Raw genomic sequence first — 26,246 nt, 5'->3', positions numbered from 1 at the left:
CCGATGCCGCAAGTCCTGGAAGAGAGCGCGACGCGCCAGTGCGTCGCCACCGGGCGCGGCTGGATCGCCGCCGAGTGGCATGACGACCGCTGGCTCCTCAGTGGCGGGCTAGGCCACGGCGCCGACGCGATCGTCCTGTTCCAGGAGACCGAGCCCGCCATCCCCGACGACGAGCGAAGGGTCGCCAACCCCGTCTTCCAACAGTGCCATGCCCGCGTCTTCGGCGACAAGGCCGAACTCCTCCTCGTCGGGCTATGCGGCAAACGTCACTTTTCGGGAGTCCTCGCCGCCACCGACCACGAAGTCATCTTCGAGGCGGCCGATCGCCGTCCCGCCGACGCCGCTCTCGAACAGATCGGGTTCCGCTGGCGTTTGCCCTCGGCAAGGTCGATTGAGCTCGATGGTCGCGATGCCCGAATCACCGCGGACGCGACGAAGCTCCTCATCACCCCGGTCGGCGATGACCTCTCCCCCAAACCCGAGGGCGAAGGAGTCCTGAGCCTATCCGCCCAATTCGACTCCCAACGGCAACCGCCCCTGACCGTCACCTACGGACTGCGCCTCGAACTGGGAAGCGACACCCGCTAGGGATAGCCGAACATGCTGAAAAATAGCATGAAAAGCAGCAGCGCGACCACAATGCCGACCGCCCCGGCCACGTCCGTCAGCCGACGGCGCCGCTTCGGATGAAGCCACGGACCGAGCACCTTGGTCAGTAGCGGCATCACGATCCATTGCAGGATCGGCACACTCATCAGGTTCTTCAGCAGCATCGCGGTCGCGAAGTCGAAGGAGCGAAAGGCGGGGCCGATCGTGAGGTTGAGCGTCATCAGCGTCGGGTAGAGAGCGAGGATGACGGTCAGCATCATCTTCCACGCCGGCGGCGCCGGCTGCCGATCATCCCGTGCCGCGATCGCGAACCATTCCTCGAGCCCGCCTTGCACGCGGCGAAGCTCGTACTGGCCGATTTCGCGCACGTAGCGTTCGACCCAGTGATCGCGTTCGGGCGAGCGGAGCCAGCCCTCGAGATGCTCCCGACTATCGAAGGAGATCAGCGTGATCCACTCTTCGGGATGCTCACTCATCGGACACTCGGCGAAGGCCGAAATGAATCCCGGGAAACGTCGGGCCACTTGGGAGATGCCATCCTGCCAGTCGCGATAGGCTTGCTGGCGATCCGCGGGAATGCGCTGAAATGCGATCGCCAGCGCCGGCCCACCAGCTCCCGAGACGACCAGATCGCCCAACGGATCTTCCACGTCGTTCGCGACCATCTCCCCTGCTCTCCTCGCTCTCACCAGGCGCGACGCCCCCTCGGGCGCCAATGTTCCACGCCCGCTTGGGTGCCATGCTCCACATTCTTCCGGGCGCCATGCTCCACGCTTGCGTGGGCATGCTTCGTCAAACTCCGCGTCCCAAGACAAGGCCTTCCCAAACCAGCCCTCATCTACGACGTCTTCGCGTCCTGCTTCCTTTCGGACTTCTTGATGGCCCGCGCTTCGGCCTCCGGGTCGAACTCGGGATTGGAGGCGTTGGGAACGGCGGCCCTCAACTCCTTTCGCCACGACTTGAGCGCCTCGTGCATCTCGCGAACCTTCTCCGGCATCGCCGAGGCGAGATCGTTGCGTTCGCGGATGTCGTCACGCAGGTTGTACAGCTCCAGCCCGCCATCCTCGAAATACTCGTGCAGTTTGTAATCGCCCATCCGAACCACACTGCACGGCCGCGACCGAAAGAGCGGATCGCGCTGCTCGTCGTAGATCGAGTAGCTCTCCAGGTACGCCGGGAAGTGCCAGAACAAGGGCCGCGCGCCGAGACTCGCCTTCCCATCCTTTAAGAGAGGCACCAGACTCTTTCCATCAAGTGGCTGATCGGGAGCCGTCGCCCCGGCCAGGTCAAGCAGCGTCGGGTAGAGATCGACGCCGATCACCGGCTCGGCGCAGGTGCGTCCCGGCTCGGCGACGATTGGCCCATTGACAACGAGCGGCACGCGGATTCCCCCTTCGTAGTAGGTCCCCTTGTAGCCCCACAGCGGATCCATGTCGGTCGCCGGACCATAGCCACCGTTGTCGGAGAAGAAGATCACCACCGTGTTGTCGCGTTCACCCAGTTCGTCGAGGGTCTCGAGGAGTCGGCCGACGCCATCGTCGATCGACTGGACCATCGTCGCCATGACGACATGATCGTGAAGCTTGCCAGGCTTCTTTTCGCGGTACTTGGGGAGGTGTTCCTTCTTCGGCTGGAGCGGCACATGCACCGCGTAGTGAGCCAGATAGACGCACCACGGCTGCTTGCCACTCTCCTTGATGAACTCGATCGCCTTGTCGGTCAGGACGTCGGCGAGGCATTCGCCGTTGGGGCCGACATGGGCCTTGAAGCCGGGGAGCTTGTTGTGCTCGACCGCGACGTCGAACCCCTGCTCCTTCGGCGAGGGGCCGAGGTGCCACTTGCCGAACATGCCGGTTCGATAGCCCGCTTGCTGGAGCGCCTCGGCCCAAGTGACAATGTCTTGACGCAAGTTCTTCGTCCCCTCGATATGCTCGAGACGGCGATGCTCCGCCTTGCCCCTTGGCCGGGTGCCGACGTTGTAAATCTCGTGCCGCGGCGAGTACTGGCCCGACAGGAGGCACGCCCGCGCGGGGGCGCAATTGGCGGCGCACGAGTAGGCATCGCTAAAGACGATTCCCTCTTTCGCCAATCGATCCAGGTGCGGCGTCTCGTAGAAGTCCGACCCCATGAACGCGGGGTCCTTCCACCCGAGATCGTCCGCGTAGACGATCAGGATGTTCGGCTGCTCCGACCGAGCTTCGCTCCCACCGTGTAGCAACAGCCCCATGGTCACCACGACAAGCCAAGGAGACCACCCCCGTATTCGGGGGACTTTCTTGTTGCTCCCCCTTGTCCAAGCGACACTCTTACTGCTCCCCCTTGTCCAAGGGACACTCTTACTGCTCCCCCTTGTCCATGGGGGAGATAGAGGGGGTCTCCCAATCCCAACACGCGCAATCAAAACGGAGACTTGGAGGAATCGTGGCATTGGCGGCATCCATGGAATCGAGAGAATGAGGCAAGCACATCGCGACAGGTTCGAGCCTAAGGAGAGCTCCGCCCGATTTCAACACCGGGGACGGAACCGGCTCGCTTCTTTCCCCCATCTCACGAGAAAATCACCAGAAGCTGAAACGCATCTCCCCGAGCCGTGTCTTCCTTTCAGGAACCAAGAGAAGCGAGCCGGATGCCGAAGGTCGACCCGCAACAACTGGCGCGATTGCTGCGTGAACGCGGCCCCGCCCTGGTCCTCTACGCCAGGCAGTGGTGCCACGCGCCCGACGACGTCGTGCAGGAGGCCTTCCTGCGGCTGCTGCGGCAGGAGACCGCTCCCGACCATCCGGTGGCGTGGCTCTTCCGCGCGGTCCGCAACGCCGCCCTCAATGCCTCGCGCGACGAAGCGTGCCGGCGCCGCCACGAGGCCGAAGCGGCGACGCGAGCGCGTTGCTGGTTCGAGCCGAGCGAGGGCGGGCTCGATGCCGACGAGGCGGCCGAACGGCTCGGAGAACTCGCTCCCGAGCTGCGTGAAGTCGTGATCGCGAAGCTTTGGGGTGGGCTGACCTTCGAGGAGATCGCCGCCCTGACCGAAACGTCGAAGAGCGCCGCCTTTCGCCACTACCGCGCGGCCCTCGAACGACTCCGCGAACAACTGGGCGTCTCGTGCCCCCAAGACGAACGATGAGGAGACGCGACCCGTGACCAACGATTCCAACGAACTCGATCCGGAGTTGCATGACGTCGAAGCGGCGCTGGCGGTGCTACGTCCCGACGCGGCGAGCCTCGACCATGGGCTGCTTATGTACCGCGCGGGAGAGATCGCCGGCGAGCGGTCGGCCCCAACTCACCCCTCGTTCGGATGGCCGGTGGCGTTCACCGCGATGAGTTCGGTCGCGGCCGTTCTTTTGGTGATGCTGCTCCAAGGGCCTCGCACGGTGATCGAGACGCGGATCGTCGAGGTCGAGGTTCCCGTCCCCGCCTCGACCCCGACGTCCGTGATCGCTCGAACCGCCGACGACTCGTCAGCGAACGAGTGGCCCAGGGCGAATTTGCCGAGTCCCCTGCCCTTCGAGACGAGGGCGGAGTATCTCGCGTCGATCGAACGGCACTTCACGCTCGGCGTCGATCCCTGGGCCAGCACGATTCCGAAGAACGACGAATCGATCGCCGCCGAGGGGTCTGCGCCCACTTACTTCGAGATGCTCGACGGGCTTCTCAAGGAGGGCGGCTAGTGTCCCGATTGGTTACTTCATTGCTCAAAAGACTCTTGGGTGCCAAAAGACCTACGCTCGCCGTGGACATGGGGGGGGAAAGCCTGTGATCGGTCAATCTCCCGCACGACCAACGGGCCGCTAGTCATCACCACCAAGGGGGTAGGCTGACCTGTGTCCGAGAATCACAAGCAGGCTGGGCCTGTAGCCCACCAGGGAACACAGAGGAGCACGGGGAGTTGGAATGTGCTTGGGCAGGGATGAGGCGAAGTGATTCGATGCCCCGATGGGGTTTGCCGCGGCGCTCATCCCCTCACCCGTCTCGCTTCGCTCACCGACCTCTCCCCGCGGGAGAGATGAGGAATACGCCGGGCCTGTAGTCCACCAGAAGGAACCACTCGATGCGAACGATGACACGATGCTGTCTTTGCTTCTGCTTGCTCGCGGGTCTCGTCCCGGTGGCGGCCCAGGACGCGGAGCCGAAGGTCGTTCGGCTGACGCTCCATCCGCAAGCCGAACCGAGCCCCACCCTCAAGTACCAGCTTCTTCCGAAGTTCCTCGATCGTCTCCCCGGCAACGCCGCGGTCGACTACGGCAAGGTCTTCGCGGAGGAGAACGGCGTCGTCTGCCATCCGGATCTTTGGAGGAAGATCGCCGAGTGGAGTGCGATGCCGTTGGGCAGGTTGCGTCAAGAGGATCTTCAACTCGTCAACTTTCTTCGTGGCGACATCGAGGAAGGCCACATCCTCTCCACATTGAAACTTGCCGCAAGGCGCGAGCACTGTGATTGGCAAGTTCCAACCCGCGAGAAGTCCTTCTACACCATCATCCTCTCCGAAGCTCAGCAGATGCGCAGTTTTGGGCGATTGATGAGGCTGAGAACACGCATCCAAGTGATCGAGCGCGAGTTCGCTGGCGCCGTGGAGACCCTTGCCGTTGGCTTCACGCTAGGCCGCAACGTTGTCAAGGGACCGACCATCATCCACACGCTCGTCGGCGCCGCCATCGTGTCGCAGATGTTCGCCGGCATTGAGGACTTCATTCAGCAACCGGGAGCCCCCAACCTCTATTGGGCCCTGACGATGCTTCCCCGTCCACTGGTTGATGGGCGACACGGCGTGGAAGCCGAGTTCGACGCCGCGTTCCTCTCGTTGCCGATGCTGCGGAATGTCGATCGGGAGATCAACGATGTCGCTTACTGGCGGCGGGAGTTGCTCGCTTTCTGGAAGGACTTTTCCCATCTCACCGATCCGAGCACGCGGACGGAGATCCCTCCCGAGGTGGCGCTGACGGCTCGCTGTGTCAAGGGCTACCCCATGGCACGACGAGCCCTCATCGACTGGGGTCTCCCCGAACACCGCGTCGAGGCGATGCCCGTTCCCCAGGTGATCTTGTTCTACACCGCGCGTCTTTACGAACGGCGGCGCGACGATCTCTTCAAGGCCTTCTTTCTCACCAACTGGCGAGAAGCGAGCAAGGAACTCGCGTTGGCCGAGAAGCGGCTGCACAACCCGTCGGATGGCTACGAAGAGATATTCCCATTGGCCAAGGCGCTCTTGCCGGCGCTGTACGGGTTCCGTTCGGCGCTGGAGCGGTCGCAGCAGAAGGTCGAGTTCCTTCGCACGATCGAAGCGATTCGGCTGCACTTGGCTGCGAACGACGGAGAGCTCCCCGAGAGTCTCGATGCGATGACCGTCGTTCCCGTGCCGCGTGACCCATTCACGGAGGAGCCGTTTCCCTACCAGCTCGAGGGCGAGCAAGCGACCCTTGCCGTCGACAATCCTCGCGGCGGAGAGTCGATACGCTATGTCATCACCGTCGGCCGCTAAGGCTCGCGCCGCAGGAGCGTGTGTTCCTCGTAGGGTGGGCCTGTGGCCCACCAGACATTGAGTGTCAAGGTGATGGCACGGGAGAAGAAACCGCCATCCAGAAAGCCCCCTCACCCCTAACCCCTCTCCCGCAGGGAGAGGGGAACAAGAGGCTCATTCTCCCGCAGGGAGAGGGGAACAAGAGGCTCGCTCTCCCGCAGGGAGAGGGGAACAAGAGGCTCATTCTCCCGCAGGGAGAGGGGAACAAGAGGCTCGCTCTCCCGCAGGGAGAGGAGCACGAATGACCTCTCCCGTGGGGAGAGGTCGGCGAGCGAAGCGAGACGGGTGAGGGGATTCATTGCTTGGGGAAACGTTGCAACTTCGTGGAAGAAAGCCCCCTCACCCCTAACCCCTCTCCCACAGGGAGAGGGGAACAAGAGGCTCGCTCTCCCGCAGGGAGAGGAGCACGGATGACCTCTCCCGTGGGGAGAGGTCGGCGAGCGAAGCGAGACGGGTGAGGGGATTCATTGCTTGGGGAAACGTTGCAACTTCGTGGAAGAAAGCCCCCTCACCCCTAACCCCTCTCCCACAGGGAGAGGGGAACAAGAGGCTCACTCTCCCGCAGGGAGAGGGGAACAAGAGGCTCGCTCTCCCGCAGGGAGAGGAGCACGGATGACCTCTCCCGTGGGGAGAGGTCGGCGAGCGAAGCGAGACGGGTGAGGGGATTCATTGCTTGGGGAAACGTTGCAACTTCGTGGAAGAAAGCCCCCTCACCCCTAACCCCTCTCCCACAGGGAGAGGGGAACAAGAGGCTCGCTCTCCCGCAGGGAGAGGGGAACAAGAGGCTCACTCTCCCACAGGGAGAGGGGAACAAGAGGCTCGCTCTCCCGCAGGGAGAGGGGAACAAGAGGCTCACCGTCACTCGTTGGAAGCAATCTTCGGAGGAACCGAAATGCCGCGAACCGCTGTCTTCGCGTTGGCCTTGTGCCTGGTGCCTGTCACTGAGCTTGTGGCGGCCGAACCCTCCCACGGGGCTAGCCGAGCAAGGGCCATCGCTCCGTATGTCAAGGAGTCGACGCTGGGTATCGTCCGGGTCGACCTGACGCGATTCGACGCCAACGATTGGGCCGAGGGAGTGAAACGACTGCCCCTTCCCTTCGGGCCTCGTGCCGAGGAACTCCTTTCCCAGACACTCGCGGCGCTACCGATGATCAAAGAGGCTGGGTTCCGCGAAGTCTTCGCGATCGTCCATTGGTCCGATCTGCCAACCAGCATGCCTCTGTTGGTCCTTCCAATGAACGAGTCCGCGAAGGTCGACGCCTTGCGTGGGAAGCTTCCTTGGCTCAAGCATTGGGATGCCGACGCGTCCATCGAGTCGACCGAGAAAGCGATCCTCGTCGGCGGTTCACGAGCACGGCGACCGTCCCTCGCGGAGGAGCGTCGCTCAGAGCCCGTGCTCGACAATGCCTTCGAAGCGGCCGGCGACGGTCTGTTGCAGTTCCTTCTCCTACCGAGCAAAACCGACCGTCGGGTCGTGGAGGAGGTCATGCCGACACTCCCACAGGGGATCGGCGGCGGCCCCAGTTCGGTGCTCACCCAGGGATTGGTCTGGGCGGCCATCGGTCTCGATGTCGGCGACACGCCGGCCCTTCGCGTCGTGGTTCAGTCACGCGATCGGGACGCGGCCAATCGGATGCGCGGGTTGTGGGTCGCCTCGTTGGCCCTTCTGATGAAGAACGAGATGGTCGCCGAAGAGGTGCGCGATCCCGCGACAGCGCTGCGCCTCCTGACGCCGCGGGTGGCGGACGATCGCCTGATTCTCTCGCTCGATGAATCCAACGATGGGATGACTCAACTGCTGAGCATCGTGGAACCTTCCGTCGAACAGATCAACGAGCGCGTCGCGACGGTCGACGCGATCAAGTCGCTCAAACAACTCGGCATCGCGATGCACAACTATCACGACGTCCACAAGCACTTTCCGCCCGCGGCGGCGACGTCCAAGGAGGGCAAACCGCTGCTTAGCTGGCGGGTGTTGCTGCTGCCCTACCTTGGGCAAAAGAAGCTCTACGAGCAGTTCCGTCTCGACGAGCCGTGGGACTCCGAGCACAACCGCAAGCTCGTCGAGAAGATCCCCGCCGTTTACGCGGTCCCGCAATCGAAGGGCGGCGAGGTGGGCTTGACCCGCGTTGTGGTCCCCGTCGAGAAAGGGACGATCTTTCCGCACGGTGCGTTGGAAGGGACCAAGATCTCGAAGATCACCGATGGGACGTCCAACACGATCATGGTCGTCGTCGCGGATGCCGAGCATGGGGTGATCTGGACCAAGCCGGAGGATCTGATCATCAATCCCGACGATCCCTTTCGCGGGTTGCTCGGGACGAAGGGGACCGACTTTCTCACGCTCTTTGCCGACGGCTCGGTGCGAGTCATGAACAAGTCGATCGGTTCCGAAAAGCTCCGGGCGTTCTTTACGCGCGGCGGAGGCGAGGTGATCGAACGGTGAGGAACGCCTTCGAACGCGCGGTGCTCACCGATGACACGAAACATTCCAAAGTTGCCCCGTTCTCGACCGATTTGGCCCCGAAGTCGACCGATTTGATGCGATTTTGCGCAAAAAAGCGCTCATTTCGCGCGCGTTTTCGACACGCGATTCCTGCACGGCTGAAACGGGGAGATGTCGCGGGGTAGCCGTTCGTTCTTGGAGAGCGCCGCGTTACCATGGCGTTCGCCACGAACGCCACCTATGGGCGCCATTCGTTGGAGGAGCAGGGATGACTTGCTGCCCCCGGACCTAGACGAAGAACGTCGGCTCGTCGTCCTCGTTCTCGTCGTCGTCGCGCGGTCGGGCGAGGGCTTGGAACTCGGGGTCGTCGCGGATCTTGTCGAAGTCGGTCTCTTCGGCGATCATCCGCCGGTAACCCGGTTCCTGCTTGAGGGCGCGGGCGAGCCACTGAAGCGTTTGCGCTCGATGGTTGGCCAACGCGTAGTAGCAGGAGAGGTTGTACATCACCAGCGCCCCCTCGGGCGACTTGGAGCGCTGCTGGCAACGCCGATGGGCCTCGAGCAGCGAGGAGATCGCCCGCGGAAGTTGGTCGGTCCGCTTGTAGCACCAGCCGAGGGAGAGATAGACCTCGACGTTGTCCGGCTCCTGGACGCTTGCCGACTCCAAATGCGGCAGCGCTCGGGCGAACTCTCCCCGTAGCTGAAGCGCTTTCCCGGTCAGGAAATGCCACTGGGCACTAGTGCGGGCACGCGTGCCGACCCGCTCCAGCGCCTCGAGTGCCGGCTCGGGCAACTCGAGTTCAAGATAGCCTTCCGCCTGGAGCAGTGCTTGCTCATCGGCGCGATCCATCGAACGACCTTCCCGAACATCATCTCGCGGACCCGGGCCCGACCGCTCGCGGCGTTGTCCAGGGTCCCACGTGGTTGCCGTGATCGCACTCTCACGGCTCGGCCGCGATCGAGGCTCTCACGGACTATCTTAGCAGACTCCCTTGGTCTTTTTCTCGTGGGGCGTGCTCGTGGCGACCTGCGGCTTGGCTTCGTCGAAGTACTCGACGGCACGCTTAATGTCCTCGACGAGCAACTCGGCCATGTCGCGACTGAAGCCCTCGCGAACGACGATCCGAAGGACCGCGATGTGCTCGGCGTTGGGCGCCATCGTATAGGCCGGGACGATCCAACCCCGCTCGCGCAAGCGATCGGAGATGTCGAAGACGGTGTAGCCCCGCTCCCCCTTGAGTCCGAAGCAGACGACAGGCAATCCCTTGTCGTCGGAGAGGAAGTCGAAGTGATCGGACTTGCCTAGCTCGCTGACGAGGAAGCGGCAGTTGTCCATCATGTTTTCCATGATGCGCTTGTAGCCGCCGTAGCCGAGCCGCAGAAAGTTGTAGTACTGGGCAATGACTTGGCTGGCGCCCTTGGAGAAGTTGAGGTTGAAGGTCGGTTGGTCGCCGCCGAGGTAGTTGACGTGGAAGACCAGATCGTCGGGCAGTTCCGCCTCGTCACGCCAGATCACCCAGCCGACACCCGGATGGACGAGGCCGTATTTGTGGCCCGAGGCGTTGATCGACTTGACCAGCGGCAAGCGGAAGTCCCATTCGAGATCGGGATAGAGGAAGGGAGCGACGAAGGCACCACTGGCGCCGTCGACGTGGATCGGCACCTCCCAGCCCTTCTCCTCGTTGAGCTTGGTCAGCTTGTCGTTGAGTTCCTTGATCGGCTCGAACTCGCCGGTGTAGGTGCTCCCGAGGATGCCGACGACGGCGATGGTGTTCTCGTCGACCATCTCGAGGGCTTCGTCGACGCCAAGGATGAAGCGCGACTCGGTCAGCGGCACCAGACGCGGCTCGACCTCGAAGTAGCGGGCGAACTTCTCCCAACAGACCTGAACGTTCTCGCCCATGACGATGTTCGGCTTGTCAGTCGGCTTGCCCTTGGCCTTCTGGCGGGCGCGCCAATTCCACTTGAGGGCCAAGCCGGCCAGATGGATCGCCTCGGAGGAGCCGACGGTGCCGGTGCCGACGGCGGTCTCGTGGTTCGGGGAGTTGAAGAGCCGCGAGAGCATGTTGACGCAGCGATTCTGGATCTCGGTCGTCTGCGGGTATTCGTCCTGATCGATGTAGTTCTTGTTGAGCGACTCCATCATCAGCTTCTCGGCTTCGGGCTCCATCCAAGTGGTCACGAAGCTGGCGAGGTTCAGTCGGGGGTTGCCATCGAGATCGAGTTCGTCGTGGATGATCTGGTAGGCGACATTGGCCGGCATCGAATCGTCGGGCATCTCGTACTTCGGCACCGAGTCGGTGAAGTAGCGCGTGCCGTAGGTGACCGAGTGGCCCTTCTGCGAATCGCTCATTTCATGGAGAGGTACCTGTTTGGAAAGCATGCCGGGCTCCCTTCGCTCAATCGCGGAATGTTGTCGTTTGGACGCTCAACTGGTGGCCAGCGAATCGCCGCTCGCGACGAGCCGTCGTCGTGACGAGCACGATCCACTGAAGCCGTGATAGCGAATCGCCACGGGTGTCCCAAAGAGAATTCCCATCCGAGCCTGGAAAAGACGGCCCTCGGTGGGAAACGACCCCGACAGGATCGTTCAAAGGTTGCAACAGCGGGGATCGAAGGCGGTTTTCCGGGGCGGAAACGCGGGCAGGATGGCCGGAAGTGACAACCGCCTCCCCCTAGTGAGAGAGGCGGTCTGGTGGTCGGTTGGTTGTTCGGAAACAAAGGCGACCCCAGGTGGGGCGCCGCTGTCGGGAATGTCTCTTAGAACCCGCCGAAGATGATGTCGATGATGCGCGGGCGAATGGCGCGGAAGGCGTCGTCCGGCACGCCGAAGAGGTTGTTGAAGAAGGTGCCGCCCTGCGGGCTGAGCGCTCCGGAGTGATCGGCGAAGCGCGACACGATCGCCTCCTGGGCCAGCCCGTCGCCGTTGGTGTCGGCGATCGAGAACTGATCGGCGTTGCCGTTGCCGAAGACGTACGTGAAGGCCGGCGCGAACGTGTTGAGCCCCGGCACGAAGGGAGCGTCGAAGATCTGAACCAGCCCGTTGAGGTACAGGGCGGTACCGAGGCGACCGTCGCCCAAGTCGTACGACTCCAGTTGCATCCCCTCGGCCCCGACCTGGAAGGAGTAGTCGGGGCTTCCCTGGATGAGGTTGATCTGGAAGTCGGCGTTGGCGTCGAAGAAGACGTAGCCGGTCAAGGGATTGACCAGGGCGATCGTCGAGACGCCGTCCTGATTCCAGTCGTTGAACGCGAGCTCCATCCCGAGCAGGCCGGTTCCGAAGGTGGAGTAGAAGCGAGGATCGAAGTTCGCTCCGAAGGCGCGCTGGGCGACGAAGATCTGACCGGTCGTCGGCCGATAGATGAGCCCGCGACCATCGTCGAGGACCAAGGTCTGGTCGCCGGTCGTTCCCCAACCCTGAATCGTGTAGACGTCGGATCGGAATGACGCCCCGAGAGCGTCGGCGAAGATCCACTGGCCATCGCGGAAGATGAAGCCGTGGCTGGTCGCCCCCGCGAACTGAACCCCGCCCCCCTTCGAGAAGGAGAGGACCGTCAATCCGAAGTCGTTGCCGTCACCGAGGTCGTAGCGGAACTGCAAGCGGGCCCCGCCGATCATGATCTCGGTCCCGGCGGCCGCGCCGCTGAATTCGCCAATGATCGCGTCGGTCCCATCGTTGTCGACCAGGATGATGTGGGAGTTGACGTTGAAGTCGGTCGCGTTGACGTTCGCGAGGGAGAGGGTCGCTCCCTGCTCGATGATGACCTGCCCATCGACGTCGATGGTATCGGAGCCGAAGGGGGAGTACTCCGCGACAAGTTCCGAGCCCGAAGCGAAGGTCACCGTCGGCGCTTGGAGCCGCAGCGACCCTTGGCTGCCATCGGGGCTGATCGAGCCCCCGAGGAGGATCCGATCGCGCGAGTTGAAGGATCGAATCGTCCCCGAACCGGTCACCTCACCCGAGAAGGTGGCGCCGAGACCGCCGCCGTCAAAAATGATGGTCCCGTCGACGTCGAGATTCGCGGTCACCGATTGGGTCAAGCCGGCGCTGGCATCGATGGTCTCGGTGAGCCCGGCCGCTAGCGAGGCGTCCTCGTGGAAGACGAAGCTGTCATTGGGGAAGTAGAGCCCGAGCGTGCTCGTCTTCTCTTGGTCGTCATCGCCTCCTTCGGGGGGCGTGCCACTGTCGACTTCGACGGCCCCGATATCGGTGCCGTCACCGCCGGAGGGGTTGCCGATGTTGCCCAAGTCGATGGTCCGCACCAATCCCCGTTGTTCGAGCGACAAGTCGGACTGGTTGATCCCCTGATCGACCAGGGGACTTCCATTCAAGGGAAGGTGGGTGAGGGTCGGGCCCCCGTTGTCGGCGAGCGCCCCGAGGAGCGGATCGAGCGGAAGGGCCGTCGACCCGACTCGGTTGTTGAAGCCGGTGATCTCGGCGCCGGTGCCGTCCTCGATCCAACTGTAGGAAGCGTCGAAGTTGCCGGAGACTTGGGGCGCGGGGAACGCGGTCGCTTCGTCGCGGTTGTTGGCGATGACGCTGCTGACAAGCGACAGCGTGCTGCCGACGAAGACGTAGACGCCGCCGCCGGAGCCGAAGACGGAGGTCTTGTCGACGTCGGACTCGTTGTCGAAGACAGTGCTGTTCTCGAGGACCATGTTGCCCGAGATATGGATTCCACCGCCGCTACCATCGCTTCGATTGCCGGAGATGGTGCTGTTCGTGACCGTAATCAAGCCGGTACCGAGCGTTCTGGCGTAAACGCCACCGCCGCCGAAGAAGCTCCCGCCCTCATTGTTGCTGATGGTGCTGCTGTCGACGATGATCGTCGAGTCCGTCCCGGCATCAACCGCGAGCCCACCGCCGGTACCGCCAGAGTGACTCTTGTTGTCGTCGATCGTCGTTCGACGAATGACGATATCCCCACCGAAACTCGCCGAGGCGACGATACCGCCGCCGTCCGCGAGCGATCGCTGGGTCTCATTGCCTTGAACGAGGCTGTCGAGCACTTCGACGGTCGAGTTGCCCCAAGTTTGCAGGTAGAGGCCCCCGCCCCCACCCATGACCTCATTATCCGTGACGGTGGTATTTTGGATGGTCAGGAAACTCTGACCGTCAAGCGACGCGTAGAGACCGCCACCAAAGGAAAGCACGTCGGGGATCGTGTTGTTCGAGATCGTTACTCCGTCCAACGACGCCGTGGCGGACGAATCGAGACCGACGTAGATTCCTCCTCCCCAGGAGCCACCGTCGTTGCCCGAGATCGTCGTGTTGGTGATCGAGAGGTTCCCACCACTTCCCTCGACGACGACGTAGATGCCGCCACCATCGTCGGCGGCGGTGTTGTTCGAAATCGTGGCGGTGTCGATCGAGACGGTTCCGCCACCGGTCTCGCTGATGTAGATACCGCCGCCGGTTCCAAAATTCGCCTGGGCGGTGTTCTGCGTGAACGACGTGTTCTCGATGGTCGTCGTCGCCCCTTCGGTCTCCACCGCCAACGCGCCGCCTTCCTCGGCAACGTTCTGCGTCAGGATGGCGTCCTTGAGTTCGAGGTTCTCGCGTGAGAGAATCGCCGCGCCGCGCTCATCGGGGAAGTCGAAGAACTCGGTGAAACCGTCGCGGAGGGTGAGGCCGTTGATGGCGACGTCGAGATTGGTGGCGTCGCTATCGTCGTCGACGAAGAAGATTCGCGACTGCCCGTTGCCGCTGATGGAGAGGCTCTCGGCGCCTAGACCATTGATCGTGACATCATCGGTGATCTCGAGTTGGGTGCCGCCGAGCGTGATCGTCTGACCGTTCAAGGCCGTCGAAAACTGGATGACATCGGCGCCCACCGCGAGATTGCTCGCCTCGATCGCTTCACGGAGCGACAGGTTCCCCGCACTCGTGTTGCCGTCGACCTCGTCAAGCGCGATGTCGACCGTGAAGGTCGCCGGCACCGTCCGATCCTCGAGTTGTTCGAGCATCGCCGAGGCGCGCGGATGGCGAACGTCCCGTTGTCGAGAGTTCCCGTCACTCATCCAACGACGAAATCGAGAAAGACGGCCCCGCTTGAAGGTACGGTCGCAGGAGGGCATCGGTGGTGGCTCCTTCAGGTGCATCGGGAGGAGTAAGGTCAGTTCCTCGGAACAGTTGCTTGTTGGCGTCGCGCGGTGACACGCCGTGTCTTGTTGGAATGTGAGTCGATCAATAGCCCCACGTCGCCCACTCGCACGGTGCTGACTTGCGGTGCCGGCCGGCCCTCGGAAGACGTCTCCGATAAGGCCAAACCACGAAAGGCAAGGGACGGATCGTGGCGTCCACGACCCATGGGATATGTGATCCAACCTAGCAGGCAACGTGGTGAGTTGCCAGCAAGAAGGTTGGCGATCACGAAACTTCCGTCACTCCCCCCGAGGCCCCTCTCCTCGCCAGCCCGAACAGTCGGGAGAACCGGTGAAACCCGTCCTCTCCCACGTCATCGCGAGCGCGACAACGACCTCGTCTTCGCGTCACGAGATCGAGCCTATGTCGTGAAAGGCGCTCCCGGCCAAAGCCGGAAGCGCCCGTGGTTGCGGCGGTCCCGAGGCGAACCTCTCAGCGAGGTCCGCCGCGGGCTCTCATTAGAACCCTTGGACGTTGGTCAATCCCGAGAAGATCGCGTCGACCACGTTCGGAGCGACCTTACCCAGGACGTCACCGTCATTGCCGAACTGGTTGACGACGAAGGCCCCACCCACCGGCGTGAGGGCCGGGGTGATGTCCGCCAGGCGTCTGACCGTCGCGTAGCGTCGAAGTCCATCGCCGACGGAGTCGATGACGAGGAACTGATCCGTGTCACCGATACCCCAAGCGAAGGCGATGTTGGCCTGCTCGGTCGTGAATCCGGGCGCCAGGGGCTGGTTGTAGACGCGGACCACGCCGCCGGCGTAGATCGCGACTCCCGTGACCCCTGGGGCGAACTCGTACTCGTCGATCTGGAAGCCGGGGGCGAGCCCGGAGATCGCGTAGTCGACGCCGTCGTTGGGATTGACCTGATTGTCGCCATTGGCGTCGACGTAGACGATGCCGTTGGTGCGGTCGGCCAGAGCGACGGTCCGTTGACCGGTCCGGTTCCAGTCACCGTACTCGAGCGTCAAGCCAAGGAGCCCGGTCTCGGTCACGGTGTAGAGGTTCGGGTTCCAGCCCACGCCAAGCGCGGTCTGCGACGTGATCACTTGTCCGGTGCTCGGACGGTAGAGCGTCACCGTCGCGTCGTCGCGAATCACCACTTGGTCATCGGTGGTGCCGAAGCCGTAGATGGCGTAGAAGGTGTTGTCGAACCCTTCGCCGAGGGCGTCACCGATGATGATCTGCCCATGACGGTAGAGGACCGCGTGGTCGGTGGCGTTGCCGATCGGGAAGGTCGACGGGAAGGAGGAGATGACCCGGAAGACCAAGTCGTTTCCATCCCCGCCTTGGTAGCTCGCTTGGACGACACCCTCGTTGATGAGGAAGGTCTGTCCCTCGGCGACGTTGGCGAATTGGCCGATGATCGCGTCGGTCCCATCGTTGGCGATCGCGACCCAGTCGGAGTTGACGCCGGGACGACCGGGCTGGAGATCGAGCAAGTCGATCGTCGCCCCGGTCGCGATGCGGACCTCGCCGACCACGGAGATGGTATCGCGATTGAAGATGCCGTACTCGAAGTCGTAGTTCGAGCCGGAGCCGAAGTTGACCGCGGAGGCCTCGATGGTGAGCGTCTCGAAGAGACCACCGGGGGAGACCGTGCCGTTGAGGAAAACCTGGTCGGCGGGGTTGGTGCTGATGATCGACCCGCCGCCGCCGAGGCTGCCGTTGAAGACGACCCCGTTGCCTCCGCCGTTGAAGAGCATGTTGCCGTTGATGGTCACGCTGCTATCGGCGGTCTGCAGGAGACCCTGCGAGGCGACGATGCTCTCGGACTGTCCGCCCGGCAGGGTCGGGTTCGGGAAGAAGAGGAAGCTGTCGTCCTCGAGCAGTTCGCCCAAGACGAAGTCGGTTGTCGGCGGCACCGTGGGGGGCACCGACGGCGGTACGGTCGGCGGTACGGTCGGGGGCACCGTCGGCGGTACCGTGGGAGGCACAGTCGGGGGCACCGTGGGAGGTACGGTCGGAGGCACCGACGGAGGAGACTCCGGCGCCTCGGTGGCTCCGATGTCGATCTGCGAGCCGATGACCCGATCGAAGCCGTCGCCACGTTGATCTTCGGCGAGACCGAGGGTGTTCTGGCCCGCGTCGATCGCCGGGCTGTCCTCGTTGGGCACGTGGGTGCTGGTTTCGCCACCGTTGTTCTGAAGCGGTCCGAGGTCGGGGTCGATCTCGTTGCCGACGGAGCCGATGAGACTGCCCGGCCCACCGACGAGGTTGATTGTCGCCCCCTCGTTGGTGCCGATCAGGCTGAAGGCCGAGTCGATGGCCCCTTGGACGTCGGGCGCCGTGCCGTCGTCGGTGTTGCCCGCGATGATCGAGCTATCGACATTGACCGCGTTGCCCGTCGCGGCGACGACCAGGCCACCACCGGCCAAGCTAGCACTGTTGTTGAAGATCGTACTGTTGAAGATGTCGGTGGTGCTCGTCGCATCACTGTTGTCGACAAAGAGGCCGCCGGCATTGCCGCTGGAGCTGTTGCCCGAGATCGTGACTTGGACGAGTTCGGCACTCGCTCCCGCCCCGAGGTTGTCAACAAAGAGGCCCGCGGCTTTCGAGGTGGCCAATTGGACCTGGTTGGCGGCGATCGTGCTGTCGGTGATCTCCAGCGTGCTGCCGTCGCCGTTGTTCAGGACGAACAACCCGCCGCCGTCGGCGGTCGTGCCGGCGGTCTTGTTGCTGAGGATCGAGGAGGAGTCGATCGTGACCGAGGCGTTGGCCCCGTCGTTGAAGACCGCCAAACCGCCACCGTTGGAACTTGTGCCGCCGGTCTTGTTGTCGCTGATCGAGCTGAAGGTGATGGTGACACTACTGTCGTCGCCATCGTTGTCGATCCAGACGCCACCGCCGGGAGCGTTGGCCCCCGTCTTGGTGTTGTTGTTGGAGATGGTCGATCCGGTGATCGTGGTCGATCCATCGCCGAAGTTGATGGCGAAGATACCGCCACCGCCATCGCTGGCTTGGTTGTTGTCGATGACCGAGTTGACGATCGAGAGCGTTTCGGTCGAGTAGATCGCTCCACCCTTGCCAAGGGCGTTTCCGCCGGTCAGCGTGAGGCCGGAGATCGTCACCTCCGAGTTGACCAAGTCGTTGCCATCGTCGATGGTGAAGACTCGGTTGAAGCCCAAGCCGGAGGCGTCGACGCTCAGCACATCGGCTCCCAAGCCGGTGATGGTCACACTGTCGGTGATCACCAGCTCCCCAAAGGCCTGGTCGAGCAGGATCGACTGTCCCGCGAGGCTCGCGTCGAAGGTGATCGTGTCGGCGCCCTCGTTGGCGTTGGCCAGGGCGATCGCGTCGCGAAGCGAGGTGTCGCTCCCGAACTCGATGCCGTCGTTCTCGTCGTCGATGGTGTTGACGACGATCTGGAAGGTCTGCCGTTCGACCGCACCAATATCGGTTTGGCCGTTGAACTCGCGAATGAAGAGTCCGCCGCGCTGATCGTTGGTCAACGAGTCGGGGTTGGATCCCGCGTCGAGAACCGGGCTGGTGGTCGACGGCATGTGGGTCAGGGTTGGCCCGCCGTTGTCCTGAAGGGCACTAAGCTCGGGGTCGATCGCGCCGGTTCCACCGGGATCACCGATCAAGTTGCCGCTACCGTCGGGGGTCTGCGCTTCGGTCAGCGTGGTATCGCTGTTGTCGCCGATGAGGCTGAAGCTGAGGTCCGCCAGATCGACGCCCTCGACATCCGGGTTGGATGTCGTCGCCGCGTTCCCGGCGATGATGGTGCTGGCGATCGAGATGGTGCCCACGCCACTATTCTGGATACCACCGCCGACGCCAGCAGCGTCGTTGTCGGTGATCGTGCTGTTGGTGATCGTGGTGGTCGCCCCGGCCGAAACCTCGGAGTGAACGCCACCGCCATCGTAGCCGTCGTTGCCCGAGATGGTGCTGTTGACGATCGTGATCTCGCCGCTGACGTTGCTCATTTGGAGACCACCACCATCGGAGGACGCGTCCTGAGCCTCATTGTTGGAGATCGTGCTCGCCTCGATGGTGACGATGCCCGAGTTGTCGTTGGCGACCGAGATACCACCACCGTGGCCGTCCGAACCGGTCGTGAAGTTGCCATCGATCGTCGTCGTGGCGATCGTGACCGTCCCTCCGGCAGCGTTGTCGATGAGGATACCGCCGCCCTCACCGTTGGCACCGGTGGTCGAGTTGCCCTCGATCCGGCTGTCGACGATGCTGGAGGATCCCGTCACCGGGGTCGCGAGATAGAGACCGCCACCACCGTCGGTCGCGGTGTTGCCGGTGATCGTGACATTGTCGAGTTCGAGGCTCTCCAAGGAGCGAATCGCACCGCCCACCCCGGTGACGTCACCACCGGTCAACGTCAGCTTGCTGATCGAGACGAAGATGTCCTCGACACCGTTCTCGATGTTGAAGATTCGCGAGGTGCTGCCGGCGCCGGCGTCGATCGTCAGTTGATCCTGGCCGAGGCCCGTGATCTTGACGCTGTCGTCGATGAGCATCTCGCCGAGATTGATGTCGAGCTCAATCAGCCCCTCGCCGTTGTCGAGACTGAGCGACGCGTCGAAGATGATTTCCGTCTCGCCGCCGATCATGTTGGCGAACGCGATCGCGTCGCGGAGCGACGTGCCGAAGCCGTTGCCGATGCCGTCGTTCTCGTCGACGACGGTGTCGACGATGATCGGCTGCACTTCGACCGCCCCGATGTCGGTTCCATCTCCGCCGGTGGTCGTGTCGACGCCGGCGGTATCCCAGAACCGCAGGAAGCCCGTTCCCCGTTGGTCGGTCGTCAACGACGCGGAATTGTTGCCCTGGTCGATCACCGGACTGTCGAACCTGGGGAGGTGCGTCCGCGTGGTGCCACCGTTGTTGGCCAGCGGGTTGAGGTTGGCTTGCAGCGGGCTGTTGAACGATCCGAAGAGGTTGCCGGTGACGTCGATGAAGGTGCCCCCGGTCGCGTTGCCGACGAGGCTGAAGCTGACGTTGGCGACGCCGAAGAGATCGGGCGAGGTGACGTTGCTCGGGTGGCTGTTCTTCGCGAGGATCGTGCTGACGATCGTCGTCGTTCCCCCGCCCTGCGTCCTCACGCCGCCACCGAAACCACCGGCGCTGTTGTTGTAGATCGTCGAGCTAGTGATGTCGGTGAAGCTGCCACCGCCGCCGTTGTCGATGAAGAGACCACCACCGTCGTTGTTGGCGTCGTTCTGCGAGAACGTGCTGTTGGTGATCGTCACGCCTGTGTTGTCGGCCTCGTTGTTGATGAAGACCGCTCCACCGTCACCCTCGGACGCGAGATCGGTTCCGAGGGCGGCATTGAACTCGAAGGTCGAACCGTCGATGACCGAGTTGGCCCCCGTCGTGACCTGGTCGATGTAGACGGCTCCACCGTCGCCGGTGGCGTTGTTGCCGACGAACTCCATCTCCGAGAGCGTCAGGTTCTCGCGAGAGAAGATCGCGGCTCCGTCGACGTCGCTTCCTCCGGTCAACTTCAAGCCGGCGATGGTGACGTCGATCAGCGTACCGTTGTTGGCATCGTCGACGTTGAAGATCCGCGAGAGCGACCCGCCGTCGACCGTCAGCTTGTTGGCGCCGAGGCCATCGATCGTCAGATCGTCGGTGATCGCGAGTTCTCCGGCGCCCGGAGTACCTCCGCCCGACTGTCCGAGGACGATCGTGCCGCCGATCAGCTCGTCGGCGAACGCGATGCGGTCGGCACCCACGGTGGCGTTGGCGAACTCGATCGCTTCCCGCAGCGAGGTCTCGCCGTCGAACGCGAAGCCGTCGTTCTCGTCGTCGAGGGTGGTGACGACGATCGGCTGGACTTCGAACGCCCCGATGTCGGTCCCGTCACCGGGATTCGGCTGGCCGTCGTTGTCCCACGTCCGCACAAAGCCGAAGAAGCGCTGATCGTGCTCAAAGGCGAGCGGGTTGTTGCCCTTGTCGATGAGCGGGCTGCCCTCGAGCGGAGCATGCGTTAGCGTGGGGCCGCCGTTGTCGGTCAGCGAGTTCTGGATCATCGGGTCGATCGCCCCGAGGATCGCTCCACCGATGTAGTTGTTATTGGCATCGGCATAGCCGAGCGGGGCTTCGGCCAGTTGGGCGCCACCCGTCTTGGCCCCGAGGTTGTCACCGATGAAGCTGAAGGTCGCGTTGACCTCGCCACTGATGTCGATCGCGACATCGTTGCCGTTGTCGTCATTGAGGGCGACCAGCGAACTAATCAGGTCGAGATCGCTACCATTCTCGAAGTTGTGAATACCACCGCCGCTGCCCGAGGAGCCGCCGCTGGAGTTCGCGGTGTTGTTGACAACCGTGCTGTTGCGGATGTAGATCTTCGCGTTAGGGTCACTGGGATCGCTCACGCTGGTGAAGATGCCGCCACCGTTGCCGAACGCCTTGTTCCCGGAGATGGTGCTATTGGCGATAACCGTCTTGCTGTCACCGGTCACCGTCTGGAGTTCGAGACCACCACCATTGGCGAACAAGTCGTTGTCCGTGGTCCGGTTCCCGGAGATGGTGCTTCGGCTGATCGTGGTCGTGGAGAGTTCCGAGTAGCTTCGGGTCTGGACCACCAACCCACCACCACTGTCGAGACCGGTGTTGTCCGACACGGTGCTCTGGGCCAGTTCGAAGGTACTGTCGGTGATCGTCGCGAAGACACCGCCACCACTCGATTCGCCGGGCGCGGTCCCGGTGGTCGAATTGCCGTCGATCGTGGTGGTGCGGATCTCCACCTCGGCGAGGTTTTCCTCGGTCAAATGGAAACCACCACCGTCGCCGCCCGTTTGATTGTCGGAGACGTCCGAATCCCGGACCACCAGCTTGGCGTCGTCCACGGTGGCGGCGACACCGCCACCATTCTTCGCCCCAACACTATTGGTGATCTGTGTACCGTCGAGGAGCAAGTAGCCGGAGGTGTTGACGGTGGCGAAGACGCCGGCTCCACTACCGATAGTGTCGTTCGGGTTCGGAAAAATCGGATTGGCGACGTCGTGTGTCGTTCGGTTGGTGCTGCCGTCGATGACGGTGTTTTCGATCGTCGTCACGGCGCTGTTGGTGGTGGTCAGGTGGAGTCCGCCGCCGTCACCAATCGCCCAGTTGTCGGTGAAGGTGCTGTTCTTGATCGACAACAAGCCGGCGGCGCCATTGTTGACGGCGAACAGGCCGCCACCCAGGAATGCGTCGGCCCGGACGATGCCGGAGTCCTTATAATCGCGCTGGCCGTTGCCTAGGAAGTCGACGTCATCGATCGTCACGGTCGCGTTGTCGATATTGAGATACGCACCGGCACCGCGGTCGACGCCGCCAGCGTTATAGTTGTCTCCGAGATTCGGCTGGGATCCGTTGTTGTTGCCCAACGTGATCGAGGAGAGCGTCAGCTCCGCGCCGTTGCTGACTTTCGCGAAGATGCCCGCTCCACCGTCCTTGGTGAAGGTGTTGCCGCCATAGGAATTGTCGCGGATCCAACTGTTGGTGATCGTCGTGTCGCCATCGATGAGCACCTTGGCGTTGGGATCGCTCAAGTTGAGGTAGAATCCACCACCCAGATAGTTGGCGGTATTGGCGACAATCTGCGAGTTGGTGACGCGGACGTTCTCACTGCCCGTGTTGTTGATGTAGAACGCTCCACCGTATTGGCCGGAATCGCTTTGGCTCACTTTCGTGTCGTCGACGAACAGTTCACCGCCGGGCCCGACCAAGGCGAAGACGCCGCCACCGTTGGCGATGGCGTCACTGTCGGAGAACTCAACGTTCTCGATCTCGATGGTCGCGTCGGTCGCCAGTGAGGCGATGCCGCCGCCGTTGACGGCGAAGCCGTCGAGGATCTTCGAGTTGCGGAATTCGAGGTTCTCGGTCGTTCGGATGGCACCGCCGAAGTCGACAGCCGTTAGTCGCCCGCCGCCGAGCAACTGGACCGAACCGATCTGGACATTGAGGAGGTGACCGGCATTGCCGTCGTCAATGTTGATGAGGCGATCAAACCCGTCGGACCCGATCGTGATGTCCGCCCCGGCAAAGCCCGTGATCGTGGTGTCATCCGAGATGATCACTTCGCGTTCCTGGGCGAGCATGGCGCCCTGGAGGCTCGAGTCGAAGAAGATCTCGTCCTCGCCCGGATTGAGGTTGGTCGCCTGGAGCGCTTCGCGGAGCGAGGTGCCGAGGCTGAAACCGGAAATCTCGCCACTGATGCTGTTGTTCTCGTCGACGGTCGTATCGACCTTGACCTCGAGGCGTTGGGATTCGAAGGCCCCGATGTCGGTCCCGTCGAAGGCGTCGGCGATGTCGTCATCGTCGAAGGTTCGCTTGAAGATCAACCCGCGCTGGTCGCCCTCGAGGCTCATCGTGTTCTTACCCTGGTCGATGACCGGGCTACCGTTGAGGAAGGCGTGTGTCTTCGTGGGACCGCCGTTGTAGGCGAGGCTTTCGAGCAGGGCCGACTCGCCGATAATGTTCGACGACGTGTAGGGATCGTTGACGGTGCCGATGTAGGATTCGATCAGACTGAACGAAGCGTTGACATTCCCATCAATATCGTTGAGTTGGCTGGTCGCACCGCGAGTGTTTCCAGAAACGATGCTACTCACGAGCGTCGTACCGCCGGCGCTTAGCAACCCCGCACCCGTCCCACCCCCATCGGTGAGGTAGTTGTCGTAAATGGTGCTGTTGTTAACCGAGCCCGTGCTTCCGCCGACGTTGTTGTTGATCGCGAGGCCGCCCGCGGAGGTCGCCGCGGTGTTGCCCGAGATCGTGCTGTTGGTGATGATCGTCGAGCCATTGACTGAGTTGCCCTCGATGAAGAGCCCACCACCGTCGACGGCTAGGTTGTCGAAGATCGCGCTCTGGGTGACCGACGTCGTGCTGCCAATACCCGATTGGTCGACGAAGAGACCACCGCCCTGGCCATCGCTCTCGTTGCCGGAGATGGTGGAGTACAGAAGGCCGACGTTGGCGCCATCGGCCGTCGTCGTTACATGGAGACCACCGCCGTCACCGGTCGCGTCACCACCAGTGACGGTGGTGCTGATGAGGGAGAGGCTCTCCGTCGACAGGATCACGCCGCCATCACCGACGACCGTGCCATTTCCCGTCAGGATGAGGTTCTCGAGCGAGACGGCGATGTCGCCACCGGCGTCATTGATATTGAAGACGCGCTGGTTAGCCGTCGCCTGAACCGTGATCTGGTCCAGCAGACCAAAACCGTTGATCCGTAGATCGTCGGTAATCGCGATCTCGCCCAGTGTGAGGCTAATCGTGCCGCCGGAAAGTTCCGGAGCGAAGGCGATCGTGTTGGGAATGTAGTTGGGGGAGACGTCCCCGCCGGCATTGGCGAGGGTGATCGCTTCACGGAGCGAGGTCTCCGCGTCGAAACCGACCCCGTCGTCCTCGTCATCCAGCGTGGTGACGATGATCGGCTGACGCTCGACGGCCCCAATATCCATGCCATCGCCGATAAGCAGATAGAGATTGAACTCCGGCCGCGGGAAGTCCATGAGGATGACCGTGTTCTCGACGGTCGGATCGTTGTAAACGCTACTGAACCCATAGCCGCGCTGATCGCTATCGGGGGTGAAATACCCGAAGTTGTACAGGAAACTGTACCCCTGGTCGATGACGGGGCTGCCCACCAGCGGAACGTGGGTCGGCGTGATCCCACCGTAGTAGCCGAGGGGCGTCAGCATCGGGTCGATGGTGTTGGTCCCGATCAACGGACCACCGATGATGTTGCCGACGGCATCCGCCTCGATCTTGTCGTAGGTCCCGAAGTCGTCGGTCGGCGTCAGCCCACTGCCGGAACTATTGCCGACGAGGTTGAACGCGAAATCGCTTTGGCCCAGGTAGCGAATTGGACTGAGCTGAAGCGTGGTCGCGGAGAAGATGTCGGGCGCGTCGCCATCGTTGACGGCGTCGAGAGAATATTTGGCCACCGCGTTGTTGGCGATGATTGAACTGAAAATGTTGATCTCGCCGTTGGAGTGGATGCCACCGCCCGAGTTCTCGGCGTAGTTGTTCGTGAAGGTACTACTGAAGATGTAAGACTGACTGCCACCACCATTGTTGATGTAGAGTCCGCCACCCTTGGAGCCGTTGTTGTTGTTGTTGTTGAAAAAGTTCGAACTGGTGACGTAGTTGCCAGAGATCGTGCTCTCGACGATGCGCACTAGGGAATCGTCGCCATCACTGGTGATGAAGAGACCGGCACCACGACCGCCAGTATTGCCGCCGCTGAGAGAGTTGTCGGAGAAGGTCGACGAATAGATCCCGACGAAGGTGTCGTCGTCGTTGTTGATGTACAACCCGCCGCCGTCGGCGCCGGCGAAGTTCCCCGAGACGACGCTGTCGGCCATTCGGAAGGAGCTGAATTCCTTGATGAGGTCGACGAAGATCGCCCCACCCTTGTCCTGATCCTTGGCGTTGTCGCCGTTGCTGGCGATATTGTCGATGAACCTCGAGTTCGTGATGACGATGCTGGTCGCGGTGTGGTTCTCGTCCTGCGCGGCGAAGAGCGCGCCGCCTTCCTCGCGGGCACGGCTGTCCTGGATGACGACGTCGTCGAGAGTAAGACTCTCAAACGTGAAGATTGCGCCACCGTCGACGTAGTCGTCGGAATTCGCCACGCCGTTGAGGAGCGTCACCCCGCTAATCGACACCTGATCGTTGCTGTACTTGTTGTCGTCGTCGATCGTGAAGATACGCTTGGCGCCGGTACCTGAGATCGTGAGGTCGGCCGACCCGATACCCTGGATCTCCACGTCATTGGTGATTTTGATGTCGCCCATGGTGAGCGTGATCGTCTGACCGCCGGTGAAGACCGTCTGATCGAAGACGATGACATCATCTTGCCCGTTAACGTTGGCCTGCTCGACCGCTTCACGGAGCGAGAGGTCGCCCGGCGCGAAATTGCCATCACTCTCGTCGGCGATGATATCGACGGTAAACGTCGCCGGGACGGCACGCTCTTCGAGGGTTTCGATCGTGAATGCGGGCTGTTTGCGTTCGGGGTGGCTGGCGTCAGCGGATCCGGCGAGGAACTTGCGCAATCGAGAAAAGGGGCGTGTACGCACGGGTGCGATGGAGGAAGGCATCCACGGTTCTCCTAGTTGTTCGGTCATCCAGACAGCCGGCGGCGACGCGAGAGGCGCGCAAAGGGCCTGTCCGCCGCGATAGCGGCAAGTTCTCGTTCAGATACCGCGAAGTGATGGCATACGGCCCGGGCCATGCGGGCACACAGCGCCCGATCAATGGGGGTACCTGACCTGCTCCCTCAAGGAAGAAGCGTCGGTGCCATCAACACCAAATGATGGATGACGACGGCGCAGCCACGGGAGACCGCGTCCTGTCAATCGTTCCACCTGTCGTTCGGACACGACCTGCAATCGTGCCCAACCCCCATCCGCGCTGCTCTGCTATAGATTTACCACACTATCAAAGGGATCGACCGGCGTGCAACAAAACTTTCGCTCTCCCACGAGGGGTCGCCAGCTTGCCAATGTGACGCCGCCCGAACATCCGGTAGGATTGGTCCCAGGAACCTGAACATTATTGTCGTAACAAAAC

Annotated in this window: 11 protein-coding genes; 5 read left to right on the top strand and 6 right to left on the bottom strand. The window is 62.6% G+C overall.

All coding sequences use genetic code 11. The features are described from left to right. The first annotated feature begins 3 nt into the window (after nucleotides 1-3). Nucleotides 4-588 carry a hypothetical protein gene (locus Pan216_RS06935; RefSeq protein ID WP_145256692.1) on the top strand — a complete coding sequence of 195 codons (585 nt, stop codon included), beginning with the start codon at nucleotides 4-6 and terminating at the stop codon, nucleotides 586-588. Here the strand turns inward: Pan216_RS06935 and Pan216_RS06930 are convergent. Both Pan216_RS06930 and Pan216_RS06925 read right to left on the bottom strand, forming a co-directional pair. Continuing rightward, the gene (locus Pan216_RS06930) at nucleotides 585-1,274 is read right to left on the bottom strand and encodes an antibiotic biosynthesis monooxygenase (protein ID WP_145256689.1); all 690 of its coding nucleotides are present in this window, start codon (nucleotides 1,272-1,274) and stop codon (nucleotides 585-587) included. The genes Pan216_RS06935 and Pan216_RS06930 overlap by 4 nt on opposite strands. A 173-nt stretch (nucleotides 1,275-1,447) precedes the next feature. Further along, nucleotides 1,448-2,836: a sulfatase gene (locus Pan216_RS06925; RefSeq protein WP_419193349.1), complete on the bottom strand. Its 1,389-nt coding sequence runs from the start codon at nucleotides 2,834-2,836 to the stop codon at nucleotides 1,448-1,450. A 399-nt stretch (nucleotides 2,837-3,235) separates the two neighbouring features. On the opposite strand from Pan216_RS06925, the gene Pan216_RS06920 reads away from it, so the two are divergent. The 4 genes from Pan216_RS06920 to Pan216_RS06905 all read left to right on the top strand — a co-directional run bounded on the left by Pan216_RS06920 (nucleotide 3,236) and on the right by Pan216_RS06905 (nucleotide 8,570). Then, nucleotides 3,236-3,730 (top strand): RNA polymerase sigma factor, encoded by a 495-nt coding sequence (locus Pan216_RS06920; RefSeq protein WP_145256683.1) that lies wholly within the window; start codon nucleotides 3,236-3,238, stop codon nucleotides 3,728-3,730. A gap of 13 nt (nucleotides 3,731-3,743) precedes the next feature. Beyond that, nucleotides 3,744-4,277 carry a hypothetical protein gene (locus Pan216_RS06915; RefSeq protein ID WP_145256680.1) on the top strand — a complete coding sequence of 178 codons (534 nt, stop codon included), beginning with the start codon at nucleotides 3,744-3,746 and terminating at the stop codon, nucleotides 4,275-4,277. Nucleotides 4,278-4,657: 380 nt separating this feature from the next. Beyond that, nucleotides 4,658-6,085, top strand: coding sequence for a hypothetical protein (locus Pan216_RS06910; protein ID WP_145256677.1), 1,428 nt, complete (start codon nucleotides 4,658-4,660; stop codon nucleotides 6,083-6,085). Nucleotides 6,086-7,016: 931 nt separating this feature from the next. After that, the gene (locus Pan216_RS06905) at nucleotides 7,017-8,570 is read left to right on the top strand and encodes a DUF1559 family PulG-like putative transporter (RefSeq protein WP_145256675.1); all 1,554 of its coding nucleotides are present in this window, start codon (nucleotides 7,017-7,019) and stop codon (nucleotides 8,568-8,570) included. 288 nt (nucleotides 8,571-8,858) lie between these two features. Here the strand turns inward: Pan216_RS06905 and Pan216_RS06900 are convergent, their stop codons facing one another. From Pan216_RS06900 to Pan216_RS06885, 4 genes are all read right to left on the bottom strand, one after another. Further along, nucleotides 8,859-9,419: a TPR end-of-group domain-containing protein gene (locus Pan216_RS06900; protein ID WP_145256672.1), complete on the bottom strand. Its 561-nt coding sequence runs from the start codon at nucleotides 9,417-9,419 to the stop codon at nucleotides 8,859-8,861. A 129-nt stretch (nucleotides 9,420-9,548) separates the two neighbouring features. Then, complete coding sequence (gad, locus tag Pan216_RS06895; protein WP_145256669.1) at nucleotides 9,549-10,952, bottom strand: glutamate decarboxylase; 1,404 nt, start codon at nucleotides 10,950-10,952, stop codon at nucleotides 9,549-9,551. Between the two features lie 377 nt (nucleotides 10,953-11,329). Then, nucleotides 11,330-14,647, bottom strand: a complete 3,318-nt coding sequence (locus tag Pan216_RS06890; protein WP_145256666.1) for a choice-of-anchor Q domain-containing protein — start codon at nucleotides 14,645-14,647, stop codon at nucleotides 11,330-11,332. 525 nt (nucleotides 14,648-15,172) lie between these two features. Beyond that, entirely contained in the window at nucleotides 15,173-25,774 is a 10,602-nt protein-coding gene (locus tag Pan216_RS06885) for a CSLREA domain-containing protein (protein WP_145256663.1), read from the bottom strand. Nucleotides 25,775-26,246 lie beyond the last annotated feature (472 nt).

The sequence above is a fragment of the Kolteria novifilia genome, from assembly GCA_007748055.1.
Taxonomy (GTDB): Bacteria; Planctomycetota; Planctomycetia; order Kolteriales; family Kolteriaceae; genus Kolteria; species Kolteria novifilia.
This window is presented reverse-complemented; position numbering and strand designations above follow the sequence as displayed.